Origin of the sequence: Microbacterium ulmi, from assembly GCF_011759705.1 — a bacterium.
In the GTDB taxonomy this organism is placed as follows: domain Bacteria; phylum Actinomycetota; class Actinomycetes; order Actinomycetales; family Microbacteriaceae; genus Microbacterium; species Microbacterium ulmi.
Genome location: NZ_JAAOZF010000002.1, coordinates 485,225 through 511,593, shown reverse-complemented (window position 1 = coordinate 511,593; position 26,369 = coordinate 485,225). Strand labels below are relative to the sequence as shown.

The window sequence follows — 26,369 nt, the reverse complement described above, 5'->3', positions numbered from 1 at the left end:
ATCGCCGGTCGCACAGCTGAGGTGTCACAGCCACCGCGCCGTCGTGTGGGGAGGGAGGCCGGGGGCGCCTTCGTCGCGTCGGAGATTCCCGGATCTATTGCAGCGGTGACAGCGTGCACTCAGCGTGCGTCGAGTGAAACATGAGAAACCTCTCATATGATTCATCTCGAGCTCGCGGCAGGGCGCTGCCGATGGACGGTCGCACTTGCCGCACGGCGGCTGCGAGCGCCCCCCGAACGACTTGGAGAACGAATGAGCGAGCCGACCCAGGAGTCGACCGCGGTGATCGGACTGACGCCACCACCCGCCCGACGAGCCCCCAAGGCGAAGCGACGCCTACCTGTCTGGGCATGGGTGCTTATCGGAATCGGCGCCTTCGGGCTCGGCGTCCTCCTGTCTCCGATCTTCGTCGTGATCTTCCTCATCGTCCTCGTCACCGGAATCGTCGCTCTTGCGAAGAACACGCCCACGTGGCTCCGGCTGCGCGATCGGAAGGTTGCGATATGGGTGACCGCCGTCTCCGCTGTCGGCCTCCTGATCACCGGCAGCCTCGCGAACGTCGTTCTGGCGGGCGCCACGGACGACGAGCCCGTGGCGTTCTCGGCGGGTTCGTCTGCGGAGTCGACACAGAGCCCCGCTCCTCCCTCGCCGACGCCGACGCCGACGACAGCCAGCGCAGTGACGCTCCTGTCTGTCGTCGATGGAGACACGATCGACACGTCCGCGGGCGAAGTGCGCCTCATCGGAATCGACACGCCCGAGATCGGCCTGTGGGGATACGACCAGGCATCGGCGGAACTTGCCGCCTTCTTGGGAGGCGGGACCCTGACACTGGTCGCGGTCGATGGGCGTGACGACAGCGATCAGTACGGGCGGCTGTTGCGGTACGTGCGCGTCGGCGGTCAGGATGCCGGCTCCCACATGATCGAGACCGGCTGGGCCGTCGCCAGGTACGACAGTCGCGACGGATATGGCGCGCACCCGCTCGAGTCCGAGTACGTCACGCTCGATGCGCAGCACGACATGCCCTCGGAGCCCGCTCCGGCGCCTGTGGCCCCGGCGCCGGCCCCTGTCGCCCCGGCTCCCGTCGCCCCGGCGCCTGCCGAACCCGCGCAGCCCGTCGCCCCCGCAACGGACCCGCAGTTCCGGACGTGCCGAGATGCGAACCAGGCCGGATACGGCAACTATCAGCAGGGCGTCGACCCCGAGTACAACTGGTATCAGGACCGTGACCACGACGGGTGGGTGTGCGAGTTCTGAGCGCACGACCCGGCGGCCGACGTCTTCACCAATTGGAGGGGATGACGGGAATCGAACCCGCACCATCAGTTTGGAAGACTGAGGCTCTACCATTGAGCTACATCCCCGCAGCGGCGTGCCGCGGCATCCATAAGTCTATGGCACGGCCGGCAGCGCCCCGGACAGCATTCACAGACTTCAGAGTATCGAGCGATTCTCGCAGGATCGCGGGCGGATGCTGCGAAGTTCACGCGGTCCTGCGAACCTGGGGCGGTGCACCGCGCACCCCGCCCGTTCAGGCGCCTCGCACGCCCGTCGGCTAGACTCCTCATGGCCGTTCGGTGCACGCGCGCGTGCGCTCTCGCCCGGGGCGTAGCTCAGCTTGGTAGAGCGCCCGCTTTGGGAGCGGGAGGTCGCAGGTTCAAATCCTGTCGCCCCGACCAGTTTCGCCCGCAGTATCTCAATGGCTGCCGCCGGGCCACATCCGCGGCCAGGCGCTCCGGCAGCGCCGTGTCTTCTCCGGATGTCTCACGTTGCCCCGGAGGTGCCGTCGTACCTGTTCGGTATGGACGCCGACACCGCATCGAACCCGTGGGGGCTGGAGCCGCTGCTCGACGTGGGCGAGCTGGCTGCGTACCTCGGCGTGCCGGTCTCGATGGTCTACGACTGGCGCACCCGCGGCCTCGGGCCGCGCGCGCACCGCTTCGGCAAGCACCTGAAGCTCGCGGGATCGGACGTGCGGATCTGGATCGAGCAGCAGCGGGAACTCGATGCGCACGAGCAGGCGGGAGGTGACCCGATGGGCCGCGCTCGGGTCATCCCGGCCCTTCATCGAAAGTGCCGCGAGTTAGGTCGCCACGATCCATCCCTCGGTCCGATCGCCGACCGCCACGACGTCACCCGCGCCGCGCGCGAGCCCCATCACGTCGTTCATGTAGGCGGATGCCTCGGACGGCGTGAATCGCAGGTCGGCCGCGCGGAGTTCGATCAGCTCCCCGCGGGTTCGCAGTCGGACTCGCGGAAGCGGCGGGGGCGGCGCGGCTCGCTATGACCAGGCGCACATGGGCGGGAAGGTTCTCGACGAAGTACGACATCCCGGCGTGGATGGTGCCGTTCTCGATGACGTGGAAGTCGTCGAGCACCAGCGCGACGTCGGTTCCAGCGGAATCGAGGTCGTCGATCAGCGTGGCGATGACCGTCTCGGTCGACGGCGGATTGGACGGCAAGACCTCGAGCGCAGCGCCCCCGACTCCGGCACAGCCCGGTCCAACGCGGTGATCACGTGGGTCCTGTCCTGAACTGGCTCGGCTCGCTGGGGCGCTCGTCGAGCGAGAGCAGGCGACGGCTGTGCTGTCCCCGAGGGAAGTCGGCCACTCGGTCAGGATGCTCGTCTTTGCCGAATCCGGCGGGGGCCGCCACGAGGATGAGTCGGCCGGTCGTGCTGAGTCGAGTGGTCGTCTCTGGCCGGGGGATGGTCGCCGCGCGCCGCGTCGGCACGTGGAGCTCGGTCGTGATGAGAGGCCCGGACGCGGCCCCAACCTAGTCGCGGACCGTGACGCCGTGATCCTCCGCGTGGGCGGCGGCGAGGCCGTCGAGCACCAATTCGAGCCCGAAGTCGAACTCGTTTCCGTACGCGTAGCCCGGCTTCAGGATGAGTTCTGCCGCCATGTCGGCGAGGTTCGGGAACGTCTCCGCCATGTGCGCCTGCTGCGCCATGATCTCCTCGGTCGCTGCGGCGATGTCGCCTGCGGGGTCCAATGGCAGGGAGGCCTCTTGTTGCGCGAAGCCCTGCACGTAGCTGTCGAGCAGCGACATCGCGTGGCCGATCAGGGGCATGGAGAAGCCGGCTGCGCGCAGGCAGCCGATCACCGCATCCAGGTGTCCGAGGGTCGCAGGGCCGGGGGAGGTACGTGCCTTGATGGTGATCGCCCATGGATGCTTCGCCAGCACCGCACGGGTCGAGCGGGCGCGATCCTGCATCGCCTGCCGCCACTCGTTCCCGGCCCGTGGTGTCGAGAACTCCGTGTAGACGGCATCGAGCATGCCGTCGAGCAGGTCGCTCTTGCCTTTCACGTGGTAGTAGAGCGACATCGCCTCGATGCCCAGCTCGGCGGCGAGCTTGCGCATGCTCAACGACTCGAGTCCGCCCGCGTCGGCCAGTGCGATTGCAACGCCGATGGCGCGATCGCGAGTGACGGGTTCCCGTCGTTCGGTGCGAGCCATCCGTGTCTTCCTTCCGGTGTGCTAGACATCACCTTACAACGTATGGTAGCTTCACCACAGCACCCTTACAGCGTAAGGGCGAATCAAGGAGATGCCATGAACGGCAACCGGACGCACGACGCAGTCCCCGACTGGACGATCGACCGCATGCCCGAACTCGACGGCGCGACGATCGTCGTGACCGGCGGCAACAGCGGCATCGGGCTTGAAGCGGCCCGGGTGTTCGCCGCGAAGGGTGCGCACGTCGTGCTCGCCGTGCGCGACGTTCACAAGGGTGAGGATGCGGCGGCCGGCATCGGTGGATCCACCGAGGTGCGCCATCTCGACCTCGCCGACCTGGGCTGGGTGCGTGCCTTCGCCGCCGGTTGGACCGGCGACATCCGCGTGCTGGTGAACAACGCCGGGGTGATGGTCCCGCCGCTCGGGTACACGAAGGATGGATTCGAACTGCAGTTCGGCATCAACCACCTCGGTCACTTCGCCCTCACCAACCTCCTGCTCCCGCACGTCACCAGCCGGGTCGTCACGGTCGCGAGCAGTGCGCACCGCTCGGGCACGATCGACTTCGACGACCTCAACTGGGCGACCCGGAAGTACGGCGGGGGCGCCGGTGGGTACGAGCAGTCGAAGCTTGCGAACCTGCTGTTCTCGCTCGAGCTGCAGCGCCGGCTGACGGCATCCGGATCCTCCGTCCTCTCGACGGCGGCTCATCCGGGCATGGCTTCGACCAACCTCATGTCGAGCTCCGAGAGCGCGATCATGACCGTCTTCGCCACGGTGGTCGTGCGCCTGTTCGCCCAGGATGCGGCAGCCGGCGCGTTGCCGACGTTGTTCGCCGCCACCGCCGAGATCCCCGGTGGCAGCTACGCCGGACCGGCCAACAAGCGCGAGATGGCAGGAGCGCCGGTCCTGGTGGGCCGCTCGGATGCCGCAGCCGACCCGCTCATCGCCGCCCGCCTGTGGGCGGTGTCGGAGGAACTCACCGGCGTGCCCTACCCGGCGGTCCAGATGGCGAGCACCCGATGAAGGCCATCGTCCAGCGCGCCTACGGCGACGCCAGCGTGCTGCGGCTGGAGGAGACCGAGAGCCCTACGATCGGTGACGGCGAGGTGCTGGTCCGCGTTCGGGCTGCGAGCATCAACCACGCCGACTGGGTCTATATCTCCGGCCGGCCGAGCATCTCCCGCCTCGCCTTCGGGCTGAGGACGCCGAAGACACCGGTGCGCGGGAAGGATGTCGCCGGAGTCATCGAAGCCGTCGGGTCTGGTGTCACCGCCTTCAAGGTCGGCGACGAGGTGTACGGCGAACTCGAATCCGGCACCTTCGCGGAATTCGTGGCCGCGCCGGTCGCGAAGATCGCGCGCAAGCCCGCGATCCTCACCTTCGAGCAGGCGGCCACCATTCCTCTTGCGGGCATGACCGCGTACCTCGGCCTCCGCGACGCCGGGGCAGTCACTCCTGGACAGCGGGTGCTGATCAACGGCGCCTCCGGCGGAGTGGGCACGTTCGCCGTGCAGATCGCCAAGGCGCTGGGTGCCGAGGTCACCGCCGTCGCGAGCTCCCGGAACGCGCAGCTCGTGCGCGGACTCGGCGCAGACCGCGCGATCGACTACGCCCGGGACGACTTCACGCTGGACACCGCCCGGTACGACGTCATCCTCGACCTGATCGGCAACCACTCGCTCGGCCGGCTCCGATCGGTGCTGACCCCGAAGGGCACGCTCGTGCTCTCCAGCGGCACCGGGCATCCGGTGTTCGGACCGATGGGACGCATCATGAGCGCCGTCGCGATGTCACCGTTCGTCGGTCAGACGCTCAGCCTCTTCTCGCAGCACGGCACCACCCAGGTCTTGGATGAGCTGCGCGAGCTGCTGGAGGCGGGGCACGTCACGCCAGCGATCGACCGCACCTTCCCGCTCGCCGAGGTGCCGGCTGCGGTCGAGTACTTCGTCGACGAGCACGCCTCCGGCAAAGTCGCGATCTCCGTCTGACCTCGCCCGCCAACCGGCCGTCGAACTGCAGCACCCAACCGAAGGAACACCACATCATGACCACCATCACGTCCCCAACGCCGCACAGGATGAACGCCCGACACATGCTCGCGCTCGTCGCCGGCGTGCTCACCGGCGCCGCCGCACCGACGGCGCTTGCGTACGACTTGTCTCCACTCATCACGATCGCCGCCGTGCTCGTCGGGGTCGCGCTGATCATCGTCGGTGCGACGGGCCTCGGCGGATCCATCGGCGGAGCGCCCCCGGCAGCCCGCAAGGTGAGCGTCGAGGGCGTGCTCGACCCGAAGCTGACGCGCTGGATGTGGCTCGTGAAGTGGCTGCTCGCCATCCCGCACTTCGTCGTGCTGGCCATCCTCTGGATCGCGTTCGTCGTCGTGACCGTCGCTGCCGGGTTCGCGATCCTGTTCACCGGCCGCTACCCGGCTCGGCTGTTCCAGTTCACCAACGGAGTGCTCCGTTGGAACTGGCGCGTCGCGTTCTACGCCAACGGCGTGCTCGGCAGCGACAAGTACCCGCCCTTCACGCTTGCGCGCACCGACTATCCCGCCACCTTCGAGGTCGAGTACCCGACCGCGCTCTCACGCTGGAAGGTGCTGTTCAAGTCGTGGCTGTTCGCGCTCCCGCACCTTGTGATCGTCGCTCTCGTCACCGGCGGCACCTGGGCCGCGTGGACCGGCGGCCACGGCGAGACGCTCTCCCTGCTCGGGCTGCTCCTCCTCCTCGCGGCGATCATCCTGCTGTTCACCGGCGTCTACCGGCTCGGACTGTTCAACCTGATCATGGGCGCACACCGCTGGATGTACCGGGTCTTCGCGTACACGGCGCTCATGCGCGACGAGTACCCGCCCTTCCGCCTCGACCCAGGCGCACTCGAGAAGTAGAAGACGGTCTATCGGAACGATGGCCCTCGCCAATCCGGCGAGGGCCATCTACCTGCGCCACTCGATCCTCGGTCGCATACGGTCGGCTCATCATCCTCCACAAGCCACGGGGCTCGGCACGACCCACGCCTGACCGGCGGTCATCGGCAGCCCACCCCTATCGACCGCAGGCGATCGCAGATGTTCCGATAGACTCTATGTTCGGCCGTCGCCGTATTCCCTGCTGACACAAGGAAACCCAAGACATTCCGGGGCAGCCGGGGCCACCCGGCAATGGCTCGGTGGCCACGGGAGGCCGCAGGTTCACATCCTGTCGCCCCGACGTCACGGCCCCACAGACCCAGACCTGACCGCGAGCTCCCGCGCGGTCTGAACGAGGAGAACGACGCATGGTCAACAGCACCGTCGAGAAGCTCAGCCCCACCCGGGTGAAGCTGAACATCACGGTCACCCCCGAGGACCTCAAGCCGAGCATCGCGCACGCCTACGAGCACATCGCGCAGGACGTCCAGGTCCCCGGCTTCCGCAAGGGCAAGGTCCCCGCCCCCATCATCGACCAGCGCATCGGCCGCACCGCGGTGCTCGAGCACGCCGTCAGCGACGGCCTCGACCGCTTCTACCGCGACGCGGTGGAGGAGCACGGCATCCGCGTCATGGGCCGCCCCAGCGCCGACGTCAAGGAGTGGCCGGCGGAGAAGGACTTCTCGGGCGACCTCAAGGTCGAGATCGAGGTCGACGTCCGCCCCGAGTTCGTACTGCCGGCCTTCGAGGGCACGACCGTCGAGGTCGACGCCGTCGAGGCGGACGACGCGTCGATCGACGAGGAGCTCGACCGCCTGCGCGGTCGCTTCGGCACTCTCATCACGGTCGACCGTCCCGCGGCGTCGGGCGACTTCGTCGAGCTCGACCTCGTCGCGACGATCGACGGCGCCGAGATCGACCGCGCCGAGGCCGTGTCGTACGAGGTCGGCTCGGGGGAGCTCCTCGAGGGCATCGACGACGCCATCGACTCGCTCACCGCCGGTGAGGACACGACGTTCCGCTCGAAGCTCGTCGGCGGCGATCACGCCGGCGAGGAGGCGGAGGTCTCCGTCACGGTCAAGGCCGTCAAGGAGCGCGAGCTCCCCGAGGCCGACGACGACTTCGCGCAGATCGCGAGCGAGTTCGACACGATCGCCGAACTGCGCGACAGCCTCAAGGAGCGCGTCTCGGAGCAGTCCGTCTTCACGCAGGGCTCCGCGGCGCGCGACAAGCTCGTCGAGAAGCTGCTCGCAGAGGTCGAGATCCCCGTTCCGACGGGCGTCATCGAGGACGAGGTGCACAACCACCTCGAGTCCGAGGGCCGCCTCGAGGACGACGTGCACCGTGCGGAGGTGACGGAGGCGAGCGAGAAGCAGTTCCGCACGCAGCTTCTCCTGGACGCGATCGCGGAGAAGTTCGACGTCCAGGTCTCGCAGGACGAGCTCACGCAGTACCTCATCCAGTCCGCCGCGCAGTACGGCATGGCGCCGCAGGAGTTCGTCGACACGCTGCAGCAGAACAACCAGCTGCCGGCGCTCATCGGCGAGGTCGCCCGCAACAAGGCCCTCGCGGTGGCCCTCGGCAAGGTGTCGGTCGTCGACACGAACGGCAACCCCGTCGATCTCGCCGGCTTCGTCGCGATCGAGGACGAGGTCGCAGCCGAGGACGAGGTCGTCGAAGAGGCGCAGGACATCGCGGATGCCGCAGCCGACGCCGATGAGATCATCGAGGCGGAGGAGAAGCCCGCGGCGAAGAAGCGCGCGCCCTCCAAGAAGAAGGCCGCCGCCGACAAGGAGTAGTCGCCGCACGAGCGACGAACCGTGGAGGGGGTGGATGCCGCGGCATCCACCCCCTCCTTCGCGAACGGCGACGGACTCGGAGCCGACGAGAGAGAGGGCGATCGGATGACGACCGATTGGAAGGCACGGGTCGAACAGGTCTGGGCGGATGACGCGCTGACCGACCAGGAGCGCATCGCACGCATCGACGCGCTGGCGATGGAGCGCGACCCGGACGATCCCGTTGCGCTCTTCGAGCGTGCCGGCGCTCGCGACTCGGCCGGCGTCGAGGACGAGGCCGAGGCGTTGTACCGCCGTGCTCTCGAGGGCGGCCTCGACCCCTATCGCCGTACGCGCGCGCGCATCCAGCTCGCCAGCACGATCCGCAACCTCGGCAAGATCGACGAGGCGCTGCGCATGCTCGGCGACGCATACGACGACAGCATCGGCGGGCCGCTGCACGACGAGGCATCCGCCTTCTACGCCCTCGCACTCGCCAGCGCGGGCGACCCGTTGCGCGGGCTCTCGATCTCTCTGCAGGCGCTCGCGCCGCACCTGTCGCGCTACACCCGATCGGTCGCCGGCTACGCGCGCGAGCTGGGGAGCCGGCGCGACTGATCTGCCCACGGCGAACACGGGCGGGTCGCCCCCGACGCGCCGGTAGATTCGATCCCACGACCACCGAATCAGGAGTGAACATGGCCGAACCCCTTGTCGCGACGAGCGTCTTCGACAGGCTCCTCAAGGACCGCATCATCTGGCTCGGGTCCGAGGTGCGCGACGAGAACGCCAACGAGATCTGCGCCAAGATCCTGCTTCTGGCAGCTGAGGACTCCCAGAAGGACATCTTCCTCTACGTCAACTCACCCGGCGGCTCCATCACCGCGGGCATGGCGATCTACGACACGATGCAGTTCGTCCCGAACGACATCGTGACCGTCGGCATCGGCATGGCGGCCTCGATGGGCCAGCTGCTGCTGACGGCCGGCACGAAGGGCAAGCGCTACATCACGCCCAACGCGCGCGTCCTGCTGCATCAGCCGCACGGCGGCTTCGGCGGCACCGCGAGCGACATCCAGACGCAGGCGCAGCTCATCGTGTCGATGAAGAACAGGCTCGCCGAGATCACGGCGGCGCAGACGGGCAAGTCCGTCGAGCAGATCAACGAGGACGGCGACCGCGACCGCTGGTTCACCGCCCAGGAGGCGCTCGAGTACGGATTCGTCGACCACATCCGCGAGTCGGCGACGGATGTCGTCGGCGGCGGCGGAACCGCGAACTGACCGGCCGAAGGCGAAAGAGAGAGAACGCAGAATGCACACCCCCACCTTCGGTCCGCAGACGAGCCCCCGGGGCCTCCAGGTCCCGAGCAGCCGTTACGTCCTTCCGCAGTTCGAGGAGCGCACCGCCTACGGATACAAGCGCCAGGACCCGTACAACAAGCTGTTCGAGGACCGTGTGATCTTCCTCGGCGTGCAGGTCGACGACGCGTCCGCCGACGACGTCATGGCGCAGCTGCTCGTGCTCGAGAGCCAGGATCCCGACCGCGACATCATCATGTACATCAACTCGCCCGGCGGCTCGTTCACGGCGATGACCGCGATCTACGACACGATGCAGTACGTCTCGCCGCAGATCCAGACCGTCGTGCTCGGCCAGGCCGCCTCGGCCGCGGCGGTGCTCCTCGCCGCCGGTGCGCCCGGAAAGCGCCTCGCGCTGCCGAACGCTCGGATCCTGATCCACCAGCCCGCCATGGGCGAGGCCGGTCACGGCCAGGCGTCCGACATCGAGATCCAGGCGCAGGAGATCCTCCGCATGCGCACGTGGCTCGAGGAGACGCTCTCGAAGCACTCGAACAAGACGCAGGCCGAGGTCAACCGCGACATCGACCGCGACAAGATCCTGTCCGCGGAGGAGTCCGTCACGTACGGACTCGTCGACCAGGTCCTGACGACGCGCAAGCGCACGCCCGCGGCGCTCACGAAGTAGCGACACGGGAAGACACGGGGATGCCGCGGCTCGCGGCATCCCCGTCGTCATGTTCGGGATGCCGCATCCGTTCACAACGTCGTGGCGATACGCCCCCGCGTCGGCGGGAGCGTCTAGGCTCGAACCATTCCGGGGGGAAGTGCCCCGTCAGCTGCGAGGAGAGGCCCGATGGCACGTATCGGTGAGAGCGCCGACCTGTTCAAGTGCTCTTTCTGCGGCAAGAGCCAGAAGCAGGTCCAGCAGCTCATCGCGGGCCCCGGTGTGTACATCTGCGACGAGTGCGTCGAGCTGTGCAACGAGATCATCGAGGAGCGTGCCGCCGAGCAGGGGGCGGGCGTCGTCTCGGACTTCGATCTTCCCAAGCCCCGTGAGATCTTCGCCTTCCTCGAGGAGTACGTCGTCGGTCAGGACGACGCGAAGCGCGCGCTGTCGGTCGCGGTCTACAACCACTACAAGCGCGTGCGTGCGCACGGCACGATCCAGCCCGCCGAGCAGCGCGCCGACGAGATCGAGCTCGCGAAGAGCAACATCCTCCTGCTGGGCCCCACCGGCTGCGGCAAGACGTACCTCGCGCAGACGCTCGCGAAGCGCCTCAACGTCCCCTTCGCGGTCGCCGATGCGACCGCGCTCACCGAGGCGGGCTATGTCGGCGAAGACGTCGAGAACATCCTCCTCAAGCTCCTGCAGGCCGCGGACTTCGACACGAAGCGCGCAGAGACCGGCATCATCTACATCGACGAGGTCGACAAGATCGCTCGCAAGGCGGAGAACCCCTCGATCACGCGCGATGTCTCGGGCGAGGGCGTCCAGCAGGCGCTCCTGAAGATCCTCGAAGGCACGGTCGCATCGGTTCCACCGCAGGGCGGTCGCAAGCACCCGCACCAGGAGTTCATCCAGATCGACACGACCAACGTGCTGTTCATCGTGGCGGGCGCGTTCGCGGGGCTCGAAGACATCATCTCGTCGCGGGTCGGCAAGCACGGCGTCGGATTCGGCGCACCGCTGCACAGCAAGGGCGACGACCTCAACCTGTTCAGCGAGGTGCAGCCCGAAGACCTCCACAAGTTCGGGCTCATCCCCGAGTTCATCGGACGCCTGCCGGTCGTCGCGTCGGTATCGCCGCTCGACCGGGTCGCGCTCATGGAGATCCTGACAGAGCCGAAGAATGCGCTCGTCAAGCAGTACCAGCGCATGTTCCAGCTCGACGATGTCGAGTTGGAGTTCGAGCACGACGCGCTCGAGGCGATCGCCGAGCTCGCCGTCGCCCGCAAGACGGGCGCCCGTGGTCTGCGCGCGATCCTGGAGGACGTGCTCGGTCCGATCATGTTCGAGATCCCCTCCGCGGAAGACGTCGACAAGGTCATCGTGACGCGCGCGTCGGTCGACGAGGGCGCTCCGCCGACGCTCATCCTGAGGCAGAAGCGCAAGAGCGCCTGAGCCCCGTCGACCGCGGGGATCAGCCGTCGAGCGTCAGCTCCGCGATGAGCACGTGGTCGTCTGCATACGACCAGAGAGCGTGACGCGACACGGCGAACCCGGCACCGGCGACCGTGCGGGCGAGCGCTTCCGGCGACGCGAACGGGCCGTGCACGCGCGGGTAGCGCGGGGCGGCCCTGTCATGCGTCTGCGCGTGCACGTGGCCCGGCTCGTGGTCGCCTTGTGCGAACGTCGCCGTCACGACCCTGCCTCCCGGCGCGAGCACGCGCGCCCACTCGGAGATGGCGGCGTCCGTGTCGACGATGATGTGCAGCGCCGTCGCGCACGTGACCAGATCGACGGAGCCGTCCGCGGCGGGCAGGGCGACGGCGTCGGCCTGGACCCATTCGGCCGAGGGAAGGGCCCGTCGCGCGACGGCGAGCATGCCGGCCGACACGTCGACGCCCGTCATCCGCAGCTGCGGCCGTCGCTCGGCGAGCGCGCGGAGTACGAGCCCTGTCCCGGTCGCGACGTCGAGGACCGTCCGCACCGTCGCGAGCTCGGCGAACGCGGCGGCCTCCGAGGCGAGGGCGCGGTGCATCGCACTCTCGTCGTAGGCCTCCGCCCGCTCGTCGAACGCCTCGCGGATGGCGCGGCGCACCGCGTCGGCATCCACGTCAGGCGAGTCCTCGGCGCTCCAGGAGAGGCCGGATGTCGGCATCCCGCCCGCGGAAGTCGCGGTAGGCCTCGAGGGGATCCTTCGAGCCGCCGACGCCGAGGAGCCGGTCGCGGAACCGCTCGCCGTTCGCGCGGGTGAGCCCGCCGTTCTCACGGAACCACTCGACCGTGTCGGCGTCGAGCACTTCGCTCCAGATATACGAGTAGTAGCCCGCGCTGTATCCGCCGGAGAAGACGTGCGCGAAGTAGGTCGACGAGTAGCGCGTCGGAACGACGGGATTGTCGAGTCCGATGTCGGCGAGGGCGGACGCCTCGAACCCGGCGACGTCGATGTCGGCGCCCGCCTGCTCGGCCGTCAGCGAATGCCACGCCTGATCGATCCAGCTCGCGGCGAGGTACTCGCTCGTGGCGAAGCCCTGGTTGAACGTCTCGGAGGCCAGCAGCTTGTCGATGACCTCGGCCGGCAGCGGCTCGCCGGTCTCGACGTGCTTCGCATATCCCGCGAGGATCGCGGGCCAGTAGATCCACATCTCGTTGACCTGGCTCGGGAACTCGACGAAGTCGCGGAAGACGGCGGTACCGGCGAAGTGCGGGTAGGTGACCGTCGCGAACAGGCCGTGCAGCGCGTGCCCGAACTCATGGAACAGCGTCGTGACGTCGTCGAGAGTCAGCAGCGTCGGCCTGCCGGGGGCGGGCTTGGGCACGTTGAGGTTGTTGACGACGATCGGCTTCGTGCCGCGCAGCCGTGACTGCGACACGATCGAGTTCATCCACGCGCCGCCGCGCTTCGTGTCGCGCGTGTAGAGGTCGAGCAGGAACAGCCCGAGCGCGCTGCCGTCGGCGTTGTGCAGCTCGAAGACGCGGACGTCGGGGTGGTACGCGCGCAGATCGGGGCGCTCGGCGAAGGTGATGCCGTACAGCTCGGTCGCGGCGCGGAAGACGCCGTCCTGGAGAACGCGCTCCGCCTCGAACCACGGGCGCAGCGCCGTCCGATCGAGGTCGAACCGCGCCTGACGCACCTTCTCCGTGTAGAACGCCCAGTCGTGCGCCTCGAGCGGGAACGGCTCGGGCTCGGCATCCACGATCTCCTGCAGGGCCGCCTGCTCGCGGGAGGCGTTGGTCGCGGCCGGCGCGGCGAGCCGACGGAGCAGGTCGTGGACCGCCTCAGGGGAGCCTGCCGTCTCGTCGGACGTGACATACTCCGCGTGCGTCGCGAAGCCGAGGAGCTCGGCACGCTCGGCGCGCAGGCGCACGATCTCGCGCAGCACGTCGCGGTTGTCGTTCTCGTTGCCGCGTGCTCCGCGGGAGCGGGACGCCTCGAGGATGCGGCGACGGCTCTCGCGGTTGGTGAGACTCGCGAGGTAGGGATGCCCCGTGAACAGCGTGAGCGTCACGACGTGCTTGCCCTCCAGCCCGCGGTCGACGGCGTTCTGCACCGCGGCCGAGAGCTCGCTCTCCGTGAGCCCGTCGAGCTCGGCGGCATCGTCGAAGACGACGGCCAGGTCGTTCGTGTCGGCGAGGAGGTTCTTCTCGAACGTCGTCGTGAGGGACGACAGTCGCTGATTGAGCTCCGTCAGACGGGCCTTGGCCTCGGCATCCAATCCCGCGCCCGCCTGCGTCATCTCGCGGAAGTGCCGCTCGACGAGGTACCGCTGCTCCGGCTCGAGCGCGAGCTCGTCGAGCCGGTCATGGAGGGTCTTGATGCGCCGGTAGAGCTCTGCGTCGAGCTGGATGGCATCGGTGTGGGCCGCCATGAGCGGTGCGAGCGCTTCGTCGATCTCCTGGATCGCGTCGGTCGCATCGGCGGAGCTGACGGTGTAGAAGGTGCGGGCCACATCGCCGAGGAGCCTCCCGCTCGCCTCCAGCGGCACCATCGTGTTCTCGAACGTCGGCATCGACCGGACCCGCGTGATGGCCGAGACCTCGCGCGTGTGCTCCTGGAACGCCGCTTCGAACGCGGGCAGGTAGTGCCCAGGCTCGATGAGCGAGTAGTCGGGCAGGCCGTACGGGAGCGCACTGGGCGCGAGCAGCGGATTGGCATCGGTCATGGCCACCAGCCTAGAGCGAGTCGCACAGCATGCAGACGAATCTATGCAAAGAAGTGCTTGCAAAGGGATGTTTGCATGGTTACCCTGATGTCATGACCGAATCGCACGACGCCGAGGCCCCCGCGTCGACCGGTGAGAGCCGGGTGCTCGATGCCGGAGCGCTGAAGGCCCTCGCACACCCGCTGCGCGTACGGATCTTCGACATCCTCAGCCAGTACGGCCCGCAGACGGCGAGCTCGCTCGCGGAGCGTCTGGGGGAGTCCAGCGGTGCGACGAGCTACCACCTGCGCGCCCTCGCGAAACACGATCTCATCCGGGAGGTGGAGGGGCGGGGCACGGCGAGGGAGCGCTGGTGGGAGCGCCCACGAGGCTCCGTGACGATGTCGAGTCCGGATGCCGTCCGCACCCCCTCGGGCCGTGCCGCCTCGCAGATCGTCATCACGGAGGTCTACCGCCAGCGCCACGAGCAGCTCATGCACTTCATCGACGAGTCGATGAGGACGGGCGACGTCGACGAGACGGCGGCGGATCTGTCCACCGCGACGACGCGGCTCACGAAGGAGCAGTTTCAGGACATCTCCGAGCGCATCCACGCGATCGTGACGGAAGCGGTCGAGAAGTACCGCGATCAGCAGGGCGACGGAGTGCGGACCTACCTCATGCGTCTCGACCTGTTCCCCATCGACGATGCCAAGCCCCAGACGGAAGGGACGGACCACTGATGGCCCTCGTACACGCGACGCGGATCACGTCGCAGCCCACTCCCGCGGAGCGGGTCGCGCTCGCTATCGCCGTGCGCATCGCCGACGTCGTGGCGTGGCGCATCCAGCGCCGGGCAGACCGCGTCGCCGGCGCAGTACCGGCGCGCACGACGGTGCAGGATGCCGCGGCCGCGCGGGACGCGCATCGCGCCGAGGCGCACTGGCTCGGCCTGCGATGAGGGCACCGGCACCGATCGCGTCGGCGGATGCCGACACGACATCCCCCGCGAAGCGCAGACCGCCGCTCGGCCGCCCCTTCGCAATGCTCTGGGCGGCTGCGGGGTTCAGCAACCTCGCCGACGGCATCGCCCGCATCGCCGTTCCGCTCATCGCGACGACGCTCACGCATGACCCGCTGGCGATCTCGGTGCTCGCGGCGCTCGCCTACGTGCCCTGGCTCGTGTTCGGCATCCCGTCGGGGATCATCGTCGATCGCTTCGACCGGCGCAGGGTGATGGCGCTCGCAAACGTCATCCGCACGGCGACGGCGCTCGTGCTCGCTGTGCTGACGGTCTCAGGGGGGATGACGCTCTGGGCGCTCTTCGCCGCCACGCTCGTGTTCGGACTCGGCGAGACCCTGTTCGACAACGCGACCAACGCCGTCATCCCCTCCGTCGTGCAGCGGTCCGGGCTCGAACGCGCCAACAGCCGCGTCCAGGCCGCGCAGATCGCGATCGACGGGTTCGTCGCCGCGCCGATCGGCGGCGTGCTGTTCGCGGTCTCCCTCGTGCTTCCCCTGTGGGTCGGGGCGGCGGGATACCTCGTGCCGATCGCGCTCGCGCTCCTGCTTCCGCTCTCGGCGGCACGGCCGCTGCTGGACGACCCGCCCGCGGGCCCGAGTCGCGACCTCGCCGACGATGCCCAGCCGACCGCCGCCGAGGCGTTCCGGTGGCTGTGGCGGCACCGCTACCTGCGCAAGATGGTCGTGCTCGGCATCGTCGTCGCTCCCGCGCTCGCGTTCGCGCAGGCCGCGACGATCCTCCTGTTCCTCGACCGGCTCGGAGTGCCGGAGGCGTCGATCGGCCTCGTCACGGCCGGCGTCGGCGCCGGGGCCCTGCTGGGAGCGGTGGTCGCGCCGTGGTGCGTGACGCGGTTCGGACGGGGACCGAGCATGTTCGCCGGCCTCGCGGTCGGGGGCGCCGGAATGATCGCGACCGGGCTCGCTCCGAGTGCCGCGCTCGCGGTGGCGACCTTCGGGATCGGCGCGCTCGCGGTATCGGTGTGGAACGTGCCATGGGCGTCGCTGCGTCAGCAGCTCGTCCCGCACGCCATGATGGGGCGCGTGATCGCGATCACGCGCACGTTCTCCTGGGGTCTGACGCCTCTCGCGACGCTCCTCGGCGGCCTCGTGGCACGAGTCGACCTCGGGCTCCCGTTCGTGATCGGGGGAGCCGTGACGATCGGCGCGACCCTGGTCTCCGCACGGCTCATCATCGCCGGCACGCGAGACGCCGACGCGGATGCCTCAGCCCCCGACGCCCCTCAGTCTCCGGAGAACTCGTCGTCGACGTCGTGACGCACGACGACGGTTCCCGCTGCGTCGACGCTCACGATGATCCCCGTGTCGAGCTCCGCGATGGGACGACCCTCGAGCCAGGTCAGCGTCCAGCGCGGCGCCGGCTGGCCGAGCGCGTCGACGGGAAGGGATGCCTCGACCGCGGCGATCTGCTCACGCAGCGCGGCGGGCACGACCGCGGGCGGCTCCGTGCGGGCCGTCCAGCGCGTTCCGAGCTGCATGTCACACCTCCTGCGGGACGAGCTCGATCTCCGCGACGGAGGTGGACTCCGCCTCGACGTAGTCGATCTCCGCGACGCGGCCGACGGCCTTCAGATCGCCTTCCGCGAGTCGAAGGGACGCGATGACCTGCGGCGTCGCGGCGATCACGACGCGCGCCACCTCCGTCTTCTGCGACGCCTTCGCCTCGGTCTTCGCACGACGGATGCCGATGAGCGCCTCGCCGACGGCGGTGAGCACTGCGCGGTCTCCGTCGATGCCGAGGGGCTCCGGCCAGGCCGCCGTGTGGATCGAGCCGTCCTCGAACCACGACCAGGCCTCCTCCGTCGCGAAGGCGAGCACGGGCGCGAGAAGCCGCAGAAGCGTCGAGAGCGCGAGCCTCAGCGCGAGGGCGGCCGACGCCTGTCCGACGTCGGTGCGGTCGTACGCCCGCTCCTTGACGAGCTCGAGGTAGTCGTCGCAGAACGTCCAGAAGAACGACTCGATGAGCTCGAGCGCCCGCGCGTGATCGTAGGCCTCGTACGCCTTCGTCGCGTCGCGCACGACGCCGTCGAGCGTCGCGAGCATCGACGCGTCGAGAGCGTGCGTGACCTCGGCGCCCTCGGGCACGGGGAACGTCAGCACGAACTTCGCCGCGTTGAGGACCTTGATCGCCAGGCGGCGGCCGATCTTCACCTGCGTGGGGTTCTGCGGGTCGAACGCGGCGTCCGAGCCCAGCCGGCTGGAAGCCGCCCAATAGCGCACGGCGTCCGTGCCGTGCTGCGTCAGGATGTCGGCGGGGGTCACGACGTTGCCCTTCGACTTCGACATCTTCTTGCGGTCGGGGTCGACGATGAAGCCCGAGATGGCGGCATCCGTCCACGGCACGCGGTCGTCCTCGAGGGCGCTGCGCAGCAGAGTCGAGAACAGCCAGGTGCGGATGATGTCCTGGCCCTGCGGACGCACGTCGAACGGGGCGACGAGGTTCCAGAGCTCCTCGTCGCGCTCCCAGCCGCCCGCGAGCTGGGGGGTGAGCGACGACGTGGCCCACGTGTCGAAGATGTCCTTCTCGCCGTCGAACCCGCCGGCCACGCCCCGCTGGGCGGCCGTGTACCCGGGCGGGACGTCGACGGTCGGATCGACGGGAAGCTGTGCCGCACCCGGGATGAGGACGCGGTCGTAGTCGCGGTCGCCGTTCTCGTCGAGCGCGTACCAGACGGGGATCGGGACGCCGAAGAACCGCTGACGCGACACGAGCCAGTCGCCGGTGAGACCGCCGACCCAGTTCTCGTAGCGGACGCGCATGAAGTCGGGATGCCACGACACCTCGCGCCCGAGCGCGACGAGCTTGTCGCGCAGCGCCTCGTCGCGAGCGCCGTTGCGGATGTACCACTGGCGGGTCGAGACGATCTCGAGGGGGCGGTCGCCCTTCTCGTAGAACTTCACGACGTGCGTGAACGGCTTGGGCTCGCCGATGAGCTCGCCGGAGGCGCGCAGCAGGTCGACGATCGTCTTCTTGGCACTGAACACCGTCTTTCCGACGAGCTCCGCATACGCGGACTTCGCGGCATCCGTCACGATCGCGTCGGGCGCTTCGGCCATGACTCGGCCGTCCTGACCCAGGATCGTGCGGTTCGGCAGGTCGAGCTCGCGCCACCACACGATGTCGGTCACGTCGCCGAACGTGCAGATCATCGCGATGCCTGTGCCCTTGTCCTGCTGGGCGAGCGGGTGGGCCAGGACCGGCACCTCGACGTCGAAGAGCGGCGTGCGCACGGTCGTGCCGAACAGGGGACGATAGCGCTCGTCGTCGGGATGTGCGACGAGTGCGACGCAGGCGGCCAGCAGCTCGGGGCGAGTCGTGTCGATCAGCACGTCTCCTCCGCCGTCGGTGCGGTGGAACGCGACGCGGTGGTACGCGGCCGGCTGGTCGCGGTCTTCGAGCTCGGCCTGAGCGATCGCGGAGCGGAAGTCGATGTCCCAGAGGGTGGGCGCGAGAGCCTGGTAGGCCTCGCCGCGCTCGAGGTTGCGCAGGAACGCGAGCTGACTCGTGCGGATCGTGTGGTCGGAGATCGTGCGGTACGTCTGCGTCCAGTCGACGCTCAGGCCCAGCTGGCGGAAGAGGTCCTCGAAGTGCTTCTCGTCCTCCTCCGTGAGCCGCTCGCACAGCTCGATGAAGTTGCGGCGGGAGATGGGCACCTGGTCGGCCGCGCGGCTCGACTTGTTGTCGCCCCCCTCGAACGGGGGAGCGAAGCCGGGGTCGTACGGCAGCGACGGGTCGCAGCGCACGCCGTAGTAGTTCTGCACGCGCCGCTCGGTGGGCAGGCCGTTGTCGTCCCAGCCCATGGGGTAGAACACCGTCTTGCCTCGCATGCGCTCGAAGCGCACCTTGAGGTCGGTGTGCGTGAAGGAGAACACGTGTCCGATATGGAGGGAGCCGGATGCCGTGGGCGGCGGCGTGTCGACGGAGTACACGCCCTCGCGGCCGACCTCGGCGGCGCGGACCCGGTCGAACAGGTACGTGCCCTGCACCGACCACGCGGCATCCCACTTCTGCTCGAGACCCTCGAGGGCGGGCTTGTCGGGGATGTGCGCGTCGGCCATGGGGTCTCCTGAGACGATATGTGCGGCACTGTGTGAGCGTGCCTGAGTGTGGGATGTCGTCCGATTCTACCGTGGCGGGCGACCGGCTGCCGGGCGGGAACCGTGCGCGGCCGCCCTGCGCGCGTGACCGAGGATGCGCCCTGACGAGCGTGACCGCCGCCGCGTCGACGGCTCTTGCCGCTCCCTGCGGCGATCCCGGAGAGTGGTGCCATGGCCACCCGCACCGAATTCCGCACCCGTACGCGCGAGCTCGCCGATCGCCTCGACGGGATGGATGCGTCCGCGACGGCGCTCGAGCTGGGACGCATGAGCCGCGCCGACAGGGCCGTCTCCTTCCGATCACTGCCCAAGACCCGCGCGATCGAGGTGTTCGAGGCGCTCGATCCGAGCATGCAGGCCGACCTCGTGGGAGGCCTGCGCTCCGAGCAGGTCGCCGAGATCATCGAAGACCTCGATCCGGACGACCGCGCGGAGCTGTTCGACGAGCTGCCCGCGGGCCTCGTCAACACCCTGCTGAGCGGGCTCAGTCCGCAGGAGCGGGCGCTCACCGACACGCTGCTGGGCTATCCGCACGACAGCGCCGGACGGCGGATGTCGCCCGAGGTCGCATCGATCTCCGAGCGCGCGACCGTCGGCGAGGCGGTCGCCGATGTGCGGCGGCAGGCGGCGACGGCCGAGACGATCTACACGATCCCCGTGCTGGGCGCCGGGCGGACGGTCGTCGGGGTCGTGTCGCTGCGCGATCTGTTCAGCAGCGCGGATCCGCGCACGCCCGTGCGCGAGCTCATGTCGGCTCCCGCCTTCGTGCGCGCGACGGACGACCAGGAGGCCGCGGCGCGCACGGTCCGCGCGGGCGGATACGTCGCGGTGCCCGTCGTCGACGACGAGCAGCGGCTGCTCGGCATCCTGACGGTCGACGACGCGATGCGCATCCTCGACGAGGAGGAGGCGGAGGACGACGCCCTGTCGGGCGGCTCGAGCCTGCTCGGTCAGCCGTACCTCGCGGTGGGCCCGCTGCGGCTGTTCCGGAAGCGGATCGTGTGGCTGCTCGTGCTGATCGGCGCCGCGGCGCTGACGGTCGGCGTTCAGACCTACTTCGAGGACACGCTCGCCGAGGTCGTCGCGCTCGCACTGTTCATCCCGCTGCTGGTCGGCACGGGCGGCAACGCCGGCGCCCAGGCGGGCACGACGCTCGTGCGCGCCCTCGCGGTGGGCGAGGTCCGCACCGGCGACCTGGTGCGGGTCGTCGGACGCGAGGCGGTGGCGGGAGCCCTCGAGGGCCTGACTCTCGCCGTCGTGGCCTTCGTGCCGGCGATGCTCCTCACCGACGTCGGGATCGCCACCGTCGTGTCGGTCACGATCCTCGGGATCTGCACGCTCGCGACGACGATCGGCGCGGCCGTCCCGATCGTGGCGAAGGCCGTCGGGATCGACCCCGCACTGGTGTGCTCGCCCTTCATCACGACGATCGTCGACACGTCAGGGCTCATCATCTACTTCCTCGTGGCGCGCGCCGTGCTCGGGCTGTAGCGGGTGTGCGCTCTCGAGGGCGCACTCTCCCCGCATGCTTCCCCCTCGCCGCGAGCAGCGCGTGGGTCCGGCGGTCTTGCGCGCGCCCGGTAGAATCGACGCACGAGCACCGATCCGGCCATCACCGGGGAGCTCTCGGAAGAACGGGGCCACGGCCCCCACTAGAACCGAGCGGGGCAGGCCCGTCACAGCCGCAGTGAGAGAGGGCGGATGCCGCGGCATCCGTCAAGCAGGGTGGTACCGCGATCCGCGAGGGTCGTCCTTGCAGACGCATTCGACACGAGCCTCTGCGAGACGACATGACGTATCCCCGCCCCTCCGCCTTCGGCCCTGCGGCCGACTCCGTCGTACCGAGCCCGCGCTTCCCCGAGATCGAGCGCGACGTCCTCCGCTTCTGGCAGCAGGACGACACGTTCCGCGCGTCGATCGCACAGCGCGAGGGCGCAGACGAATGGGTCTTCTACGACGGACCCCCGTTCGCGAACGGTCTGCCGCACTACGGCCACCTGCTCACGGGGTATGCGAAGGACCTCTTCCCGCGGTTCCAGACGATGCGCGGCAAGAAGGTCGACCGCGTCTTCGGCTGGGACACGCACGGGCTTCCCGCCGAGCTCGAGGCGATGAAGCAGCTCGGCATCACGGAGAAGGACGAGATCGAGCGCATGGGCGTCGCGACCTTCAACGCGAAGGCCCGCGAGTCGGTTCTCGAGTACACGCGCGACTGGGAGGACTACGTCACGCGTCAGGCGCGATGGGTCGACTTCGAGCGCGGGTACAAGACGCTCGACACGTCGTACATGGAGTCCGTCATCTGGGCGTTCAAGACGCTGCACGACAAGGGCCTCGCGTACGAGGGCTACCGCGTCCTCCCGTACTGCTGGCGTGACCAGACGCCCCTGTCGAGCCACGAGCTGCGCATGGACGACGACGTGTACAAGATGCGCCAGGATCCCTCCGTCACGGTCACGTTCCCGCTGACGGGGCTCAAGGCCGAGGCGCTGGGGCTCACGGGGGTGCGGGCCCTCGCGTGGACGACGACGCCGTGGACGCTGCCGACGAATCTCGCTCTCGCGGTGGGTCCCGGCATCCGGTACGTCGTCGTCCCGGGCGGACCGCTCGGATCGGCCGACGTGCACCACGGCGCCGACGGGTCCTCCGACGACCCGATCGAGGCGACGGCGCACCGCTACCTGCTCGCCGAGGACCTGCTGGCCGGCTACGCGAAGGACCTCGGCTACGAGACGGCGGATGCCGCGCGCGACGCCGTCGTGCAGACGGTGATCGGCTCCGAGCTCGAGGACGTCACGTACGACCGGCTCTTCGACTACTACGCCGACGCCGAGACGTGGGGCACGGGCAGCGCGTGGCGCATCCTCGTCGACGACTACGTCACGACGAGCGACGGCACGGGCATCGTGCATCAGGCGCCCGCGTTCGGCGAGGACGACCAGCGCGTCACGGAGGCCGCGGGCATCCCGCTCATCATGAGCCTCGACGACGGAGGCACCTTCCTGCCCCAGGTGACGGATGTCGCGGGCCTGCTGTGGATGGACGCGAACACGCCGCTCGTGCGCATCCTGCGGCAGAACGGGCGCCTGCTGCGCCTCGCATCGTACGAGCACTCCTATCCGCACTGCTGGCGCTGCCGGAATCCTCTCATCTATAAGGCCGTGTCGAGCTGGTTCGTGCGGGTCACGGACTTCAAGGACGACATGCTCGCCAACAACGAGCAGATCACCTGGGTGCCGGAGAACGTCAAGCACGGCCAGTTCGGCAAGTGGCTCGAGGGCGCCCGCGACTGGTCGATCAGCCGCAACCGCTACTGGGGATCGCCGATCCCCGTGTGGAAGAGCGACGACCCCGCGTATCCGCGCGTCGACGTGTACGGGTCGTTCCAGGAGATCGAGCGCGACTTCGGGCGACTGCCGCGGAACACGGCGGGGGAGGTCGACCTGCATCGGCCCTTCGTCGACGACCTCACGCGCCCGAACCCCGACGACCCGACGGGTCGCTCGACGATGCGCCGCATCGAGGACGTCCTGGACGTGTGGTTCGACTCCGGCTCGATGCCGTTCGCGCAGGTGCACTACCCGTTCGAGAACCAGGAGTGGTTCGACGCCCACGCTCCCGCAGACTTCATCGTCGAGTACATCGGACAGACGCGCGGCTGGTTCTACCTCATGCACGTCCTGTCGACCGCGCTGTTCGACCGGCCGGCGTTCACGGGCGTCTCGTGCCACGGCATCGTCCTGGGCTCGGACGGCCTGAAGATGTCGAAGTCGCTGCGCAACTATCCCGACGTCTCTGAGGTGTTCGACCGCGACGGATCAGACGCTATGCGCTGGTTCCTCATGTCCTCGTCGGTGCTGCGAGGCGGGAACCTCGTCGTGACGGAGGAGGGCATCCGCGCGGGCGTCCGCGAGTTCCTCCTCCCGCTGTGGAACGCGTGGTACTTCTTCGCGACGTACGCCAACGCGGCAGGCGGACCCGGCGGCGACGGGTACGTCGCGCGCCGGCGCACCGACTCGACGGACGTGCTCGACCGCTACATCCTGGCGCTCACGGGCGACCTGGTGCGGGGTGTCGCGGACGATCTCGAAGGCCTCGACTCCACGACCGCGGCCGGACGCCTCCGCGACTTCGCGGAGGCCCTCACGAACTGGTTCATCCGCCGCTCGCGGGATCGGTTCTGGGTGGGAGTGGATGCCGCAGACCCGGCCACGACCGAGGCCTTCGACACGCTCTACACGGTGCTCGAGACGCTCACCCGCGTCGCCGCGCCGCTCATCCCTCTCGTGTCCGAGCGTGTGTGGCAGGGGCTCACGGGCGGACGCAGCGTGCACCTGCAGGATTGGCCGGACGCCGGAGAGTTCCCCGCGGCATCCGACATCCGCACGGCGATGGACGCCGTCCGCGAGGTGTCGTCGGTCGCGAACGCGCTGCGCAAGAGGGAGGGACGCCGCGTGCGGCTCCCGCTCGCGCGGCTGACCGTCGTGGTCCCGGATGCCGCGTCCCTCGGCCAGTTCGAGGACATCCTGCGCGACGAGCTCAACGTCAAGTCGGTCGAGCTCGTCGAGCTCGGAGCGGACACGGCGGCCGAGTACGGCATCACGCACCGGCTGTCGGTCAACGCGCGCGCCGCCGGGCCGCGTCTGGGCAGGCAGGTGCAGCAGGTCATCCAGGCCGCCAAGGCGGGGGACTGGTCCGAGGCGGACGGAGTCGTGACGGCAGGCGGCATCGCGCTGCAGGCGGGCGAGTACGACCTCGCCCTGGAGACGACGGGCCGCCCAGAGGGAGAGGCGCTCGCACTCCTGCCGGCGGGCGGGTTCGTGCTGCTGGACACGACGACGACCCCGGAGCTCGAGGCCGAGGGCCTCGCGCGCGACGTCGTGCGCGCCGTGCAGGACACGCGCAAGGCGGCGGGCTTCGATGTCAGCGACCGCATCCGGCTGCAGCTGCTGTTCTCGGATGCCGCCGACGCGGAGGCCGTGTCGTCGGCGTTCGAGGTCGCCGACGTCGCGGGCGAGACCCTCGCGATCGAGCACGAGGTGCGGGTCGTCGCGCGCGACCTCCACCTTCCCGAGGACGCCCCCGGCGACGTCTGGCACGCGATCGCGTTCGGCGCCGAGCCCGAACACGTCGCGTTCCAGCGCCCGGGACAGTACGCCAACCAAGGCGGCTTCTACGTCGCCGTGACGAGGATCGAGACATCGGCATGAACGACACGACCCGCGCCGATAGCGTCTACGCGACCCTGCTCGGACGGCAGGGGGAGCGCTGGGTGCAGCCGCGCGTCGAACGCACGCGACGCGTGCTCGAGCTGCTCGACGACCCGCAGCGGACGTACCGCGTCGTCCACATCACGGGGACGAACGGCAAGACCTCGACGAGCCGCATGATCGAGAGCCTCGTCCGCGCGCACGGACTGCGCACGGGTCTGTTCACGAGCCCCCATCTCGAGCGGTTCACGGAGCGGATCATGGTCGACGGCGAGCCCATCCCCGACGCGGCCGTCGCCGACGCGTGGGACGAGATCGAGCCGATCGTCGGACTCGTCGACGCCGAGCTGGAGGCCGCCGGCGATGCGCCGCTGACCTTCTTCGAGCTGCTGACGGTCCTCGCCTTCGTCGCGTTCGCCGACGCGCCCGTCGACGTCGCGATCGTCGAGGTCGGCATGGGCGGGTCGTGGGACTCGACCAACACGGCGGATGGCGATGTCGCCGTCTTCGCGCCCATCGACATCGATCACGCCGACAGGCTGGGCGAGACGATCGCCGACATCGCCGCCGTGAAGGCGGGGATCATCAAGGACGCCGCCGCGGTCGTATCGGCGAAGCAGACCGACGAGGCGGAGGCCGTGCTTCGTGCCGCGGCCGCCCAGCGGGCTGCCGTCATCGCGTTCGAGGGGGACGGGTTCGCTCTTGCGTCCCAGCGTCTCGCGGTCGGGGGACAGCTCATCACGGTCCGGGGCCTGGCCGGCACGTACGACGACGTGTATCTGCCCCTGTACGGCGCACACCAGGGCTTCAACGCCGCCCTCGCGATCGCGGCGGTCGAGTCGCTCGTCGGCGGCGGGACGCAGCGCATCGCGGACGACGTGCTCGCGGAGGGGATCGGCCAGGCCACCTCGCCCGGGCGCCTCCAGCTCGTCGGCGCCGCCCCGACGGTTCTCGTCGACGCGGCGCACAATCCCCACGGCGCGCGAGCGCTCGTCGCGGCGCTGGGCGAGGCGTTCGACTTCGACGAATGGGGTGTGGTTCTCGGCATCCTGTCCGACAAGGATGCAGCCGGCATCGTCGCAGCGCTCGCGCCGGTCGCGACCCGCGTGTTCGCGACTCCTGTGGGGTCCGAGCGCGCCGCGGACGCCGACGCGATCGCCGACCTCGCGGAGGCGGCGGGACTCGACGTGACGGTGCACGCGGATCTGTCCGACGCGGCCGACTCCGCCCGCGAGTGGGCCGCGTCGAGCGAGCGTCGCGCCGTCGTCGTCGCCGGCTCCGTCGTCCTCGCAGGCGAGGCGCTGACCCTCGCGGCCGCGGAGGACTGGAAGTCGGGGTGGACCGAGTGAGCGGATCGCCCGCGGAGCCGAAGCCGCGCCGCCCGCGCGGAGCGGCGGAGTCGCTCGGGTCGATCGTGCTGGCCTTCGAGTCGATCATCGTGTTCCTGGGCGGTCTGGTCGTGTTCGGGCTCAAGGTGCTGCCGGACGGTGTTGCGGACTGGTGGGGGATCGTCGGCGGCTCTGTCGTCGCGCTGCTCATGCTGCTGACCTCCGGCGTCCTCCGGCACCGCTGGGGCATCGTGCTCGGGTGGGCGCTGCAGGCCGTCGTCGCACTCGCCGCGTTCCTCGTGCCGGCTCTCGCGCTGGTCGCGCTGGTTTTCGGCGGGATGTGGGCGTATGCCACGATCAAGGGAGCTTCGCTGGACCGGCGCAATGCGCGCCTCGCAGCGGAATCCGACATCCCGAACGGAGATTGA

Annotated in this window: 23 protein-coding genes and 2 tRNA genes; 19 read left to right on the top strand and 6 right to left on the bottom strand. The window is 69.4% G+C overall.

Features of this window, described 5'->3' with window-relative positions:
- The first annotated feature begins 252 nt into the window (after positions 1-252).
- The gene (locus tag FHS08_RS15040; RefSeq protein WP_167040939.1) at positions 253-1,260 is read left to right on the top strand and encodes a thermonuclease family protein; all 1,008 of its coding nucleotides are present in this window, start codon (positions 253-255) and stop codon (positions 1,258-1,260) included.
- 33 nt (positions 1,261-1,293) lie between these two features.
- On the opposite strand, the gene FHS08_RS15035 is transcribed toward FHS08_RS15040, so the two are convergent.
- Positions 1,294-1,367 (bottom strand) — tRNA-Gly (locus FHS08_RS15035).
- Between the two features lie 238 nt (positions 1,368-1,605).
- On the opposite strand from FHS08_RS15035, the gene FHS08_RS15030 reads away from it, so the two are divergent.
- The 3 genes from FHS08_RS15030 to FHS08_RS15020 all read left to right on the top strand — a co-directional run bounded on the left by FHS08_RS15030 (position 1,606) and on the right by FHS08_RS15020 (position 2,537).
- Positions 1,606-1,682, top strand: a tRNA-Pro gene (locus FHS08_RS15030).
- A 20-nt stretch (positions 1,683-1,702) separates the two neighbouring features.
- Entirely contained in the window at positions 1,703-2,290 is a 588-nt protein-coding gene (locus FHS08_RS15025) for a helix-turn-helix domain-containing protein (RefSeq protein WP_167040936.1), read from the top strand.
- 10 nt (positions 2,291-2,300) lie between these two features.
- On the top strand, positions 2,301-2,537 hold the full coding sequence (locus FHS08_RS15020; protein ID WP_167040933.1) for a hypothetical protein: 237 nt from the start codon (positions 2,301-2,303) through the stop codon (positions 2,535-2,537).
- A gap of 241 nt (positions 2,538-2,778) precedes the next feature.
- Here FHS08_RS15020 and FHS08_RS15015 read toward each other — a convergent pair whose 3' ends face one another.
- Positions 2,779-3,462: a TetR/AcrR family transcriptional regulator gene (locus tag FHS08_RS15015; RefSeq protein WP_167040930.1), complete on the bottom strand. Its 684-nt coding sequence runs from the start codon at positions 3,460-3,462 to the stop codon at positions 2,779-2,781.
- Positions 3,463-3,558: 96 nt separating this feature from the next.
- Between FHS08_RS15015 and FHS08_RS15010 the strand changes: the two genes are divergently transcribed.
- The 8 genes from FHS08_RS15010 to clpX all read left to right on the top strand — a co-directional run bounded on the left by FHS08_RS15010 (position 3,559) and on the right by clpX (position 11,580).
- Positions 3,559-4,488 (top strand): oxidoreductase, encoded by a 930-nt coding sequence (locus tag FHS08_RS15010; RefSeq protein WP_167040928.1) that lies wholly within the window; start codon positions 3,559-3,561, stop codon positions 4,486-4,488.
- On the top strand, positions 4,422-5,453 hold the full coding sequence (locus tag FHS08_RS15005) for an NAD(P)-dependent alcohol dehydrogenase (RefSeq protein ID WP_341800435.1): 1,032 nt from the start codon (positions 4,422-4,424) through the stop codon (positions 5,451-5,453). The genes FHS08_RS15010 and FHS08_RS15005 overlap by 67 nt, the downstream gene beginning before the upstream one ends.
- Before the next feature lie 56 nt (positions 5,454-5,509).
- Positions 5,510-6,355, top strand: coding sequence for a DUF4389 domain-containing protein (locus FHS08_RS15000; protein WP_167040925.1), 846 nt, complete (start codon positions 5,510-5,512; stop codon positions 6,353-6,355).
- 389 nt (positions 6,356-6,744) lie between these two features.
- Positions 6,745-8,175 (top strand): trigger factor, encoded by a 1,431-nt coding sequence (gene tig / locus FHS08_RS14995; protein WP_167040922.1) that lies wholly within the window; start codon positions 6,745-6,747, stop codon positions 8,173-8,175.
- A gap of 105 nt (positions 8,176-8,280) precedes the next feature.
- Positions 8,281-8,772, top strand: coding sequence for a tetratricopeptide repeat protein (locus FHS08_RS14990; RefSeq protein ID WP_167040919.1), 492 nt, complete (start codon positions 8,281-8,283; stop codon positions 8,770-8,772).
- An 80-nt stretch (positions 8,773-8,852) separates the two neighbouring features.
- Entirely contained in the window at positions 8,853-9,437 is a 585-nt protein-coding gene (locus FHS08_RS14985) for an ATP-dependent Clp protease proteolytic subunit (RefSeq protein ID WP_167040916.1), read from the top strand.
- 31 nt (positions 9,438-9,468) lie between these two features.
- Positions 9,469-10,143 carry an ATP-dependent Clp protease proteolytic subunit gene (locus FHS08_RS14980; RefSeq protein ID WP_167040913.1) on the top strand — a complete coding sequence of 225 codons (675 nt, stop codon included), beginning with the start codon at positions 9,469-9,471 and terminating at the stop codon, positions 10,141-10,143.
- A gap of 168 nt (positions 10,144-10,311) precedes the next feature.
- Positions 10,312-11,580 (top strand): ATP-dependent Clp protease ATP-binding subunit ClpX, encoded by a 1,269-nt coding sequence (gene clpX, locus FHS08_RS14975; protein ID WP_167040910.1) that lies wholly within the window; start codon positions 10,312-10,314, stop codon positions 11,578-11,580.
- 19 nt (positions 11,581-11,599) lie between these two features.
- Here the strand turns inward: clpX and FHS08_RS14970 are convergent, their stop codons facing one another.
- Together FHS08_RS14970 and FHS08_RS14965 are read right to left on the bottom strand one after the other, a co-directional pair.
- The gene (locus FHS08_RS14970; protein WP_341800434.1) at positions 11,600-12,235 is read right to left on the bottom strand and encodes a class I SAM-dependent methyltransferase; all 636 of its coding nucleotides are present in this window, start codon (positions 12,233-12,235) and stop codon (positions 11,600-11,602) included.
- 1 nt (position 12,236) lies between these two features.
- The gene (locus tag FHS08_RS14965) at positions 12,237-14,285 is read right to left on the bottom strand and encodes a M3 family metallopeptidase (RefSeq protein WP_167040904.1); all 2,049 of its coding nucleotides are present in this window, start codon (positions 14,283-14,285) and stop codon (positions 12,237-12,239) included.
- Positions 14,286-14,377: 92 nt separating this feature from the next.
- Here FHS08_RS14965 and FHS08_RS14960 point away from each other — a divergent pair, with 92 nt between their 5' ends.
- Genes FHS08_RS14960 through FHS08_RS14950 form a run of 3 tightly spaced genes read left to right on the top strand, consistent with a single transcriptional unit; the run spans position 14,378 to position 16,562 of the window.
- A complete protein-coding gene (locus FHS08_RS14960) occupies positions 14,378-15,007 on the top strand; it encodes an ArsR/SmtB family transcription factor (RefSeq protein WP_167040901.1) in 630 nt (209 codons plus the stop codon).
- On the top strand, positions 15,007-15,225 hold the full coding sequence (locus FHS08_RS14955) for a hypothetical protein (RefSeq protein ID WP_167040897.1): 219 nt from the start codon (positions 15,007-15,009) through the stop codon (positions 15,223-15,225). The genes FHS08_RS14960 and FHS08_RS14955 overlap by 1 nt, the downstream gene beginning before the upstream one ends.
- A complete protein-coding gene (locus tag FHS08_RS14950) occupies positions 15,222-16,562 on the top strand; it encodes an MFS transporter (protein WP_167040894.1) in 1,341 nt (446 codons plus the stop codon). Before FHS08_RS14955 ends, FHS08_RS14950 begins: the two co-directional genes overlap by 4 nt.
- Here FHS08_RS14950 and FHS08_RS14945 read toward each other — a convergent pair.
- The gene (locus FHS08_RS14945; protein WP_167040892.1) at positions 16,529-16,783 is read right to left on the bottom strand and encodes a hypothetical protein; all 255 of its coding nucleotides are present in this window, start codon (positions 16,781-16,783) and stop codon (positions 16,529-16,531) included. The two genes, FHS08_RS14950 and FHS08_RS14945, sit on opposite strands and share 34 nt — an antisense overlap.
- Before the next feature lies 1 nt (position 16,784).
- Positions 16,785-19,364 (bottom strand): valine--tRNA ligase, encoded by a 2,580-nt coding sequence (gene valS / locus FHS08_RS14940; protein ID WP_167040889.1) that lies wholly within the window; start codon positions 19,362-19,364, stop codon positions 16,785-16,787.
- A 210-nt stretch (positions 19,365-19,574) separates the two neighbouring features.
- Here valS and mgtE point away from each other — a divergent pair, with 210 nt between their 5' ends.
- The 4 genes from mgtE (at position 19,575) to FHS08_RS14920 (ending at position 26,369) form a co-directional block, all read left to right on the top strand.
- Complete coding sequence (gene mgtE, locus FHS08_RS14935; protein WP_167040885.1) at positions 19,575-20,894, top strand: magnesium transporter; 1,320 nt, start codon at positions 19,575-19,577, stop codon at positions 20,892-20,894.
- Between the two features lie 299 nt (positions 20,895-21,193).
- Positions 21,194-24,613 (top strand): isoleucine--tRNA ligase, encoded by a 3,420-nt coding sequence (gene ileS, locus FHS08_RS14930; protein ID WP_167040882.1) that lies wholly within the window; start codon positions 21,194-21,196, stop codon positions 24,611-24,613.
- Entirely contained in the window at positions 24,610-25,962 is a 1,353-nt protein-coding gene (locus FHS08_RS14925; RefSeq protein WP_167040879.1) for a bifunctional folylpolyglutamate synthase/dihydrofolate synthase, read from the top strand. Before ileS ends, FHS08_RS14925 begins: the two co-directional genes overlap by 4 nt.
- On the top strand, positions 25,959-26,369 hold the full coding sequence (locus FHS08_RS14920; RefSeq protein WP_167040876.1) for a DUF4233 domain-containing protein: 411 nt from the start codon (positions 25,959-25,961) through the stop codon (positions 26,367-26,369). Before FHS08_RS14925 ends, FHS08_RS14920 begins: the two co-directional genes overlap by 4 nt.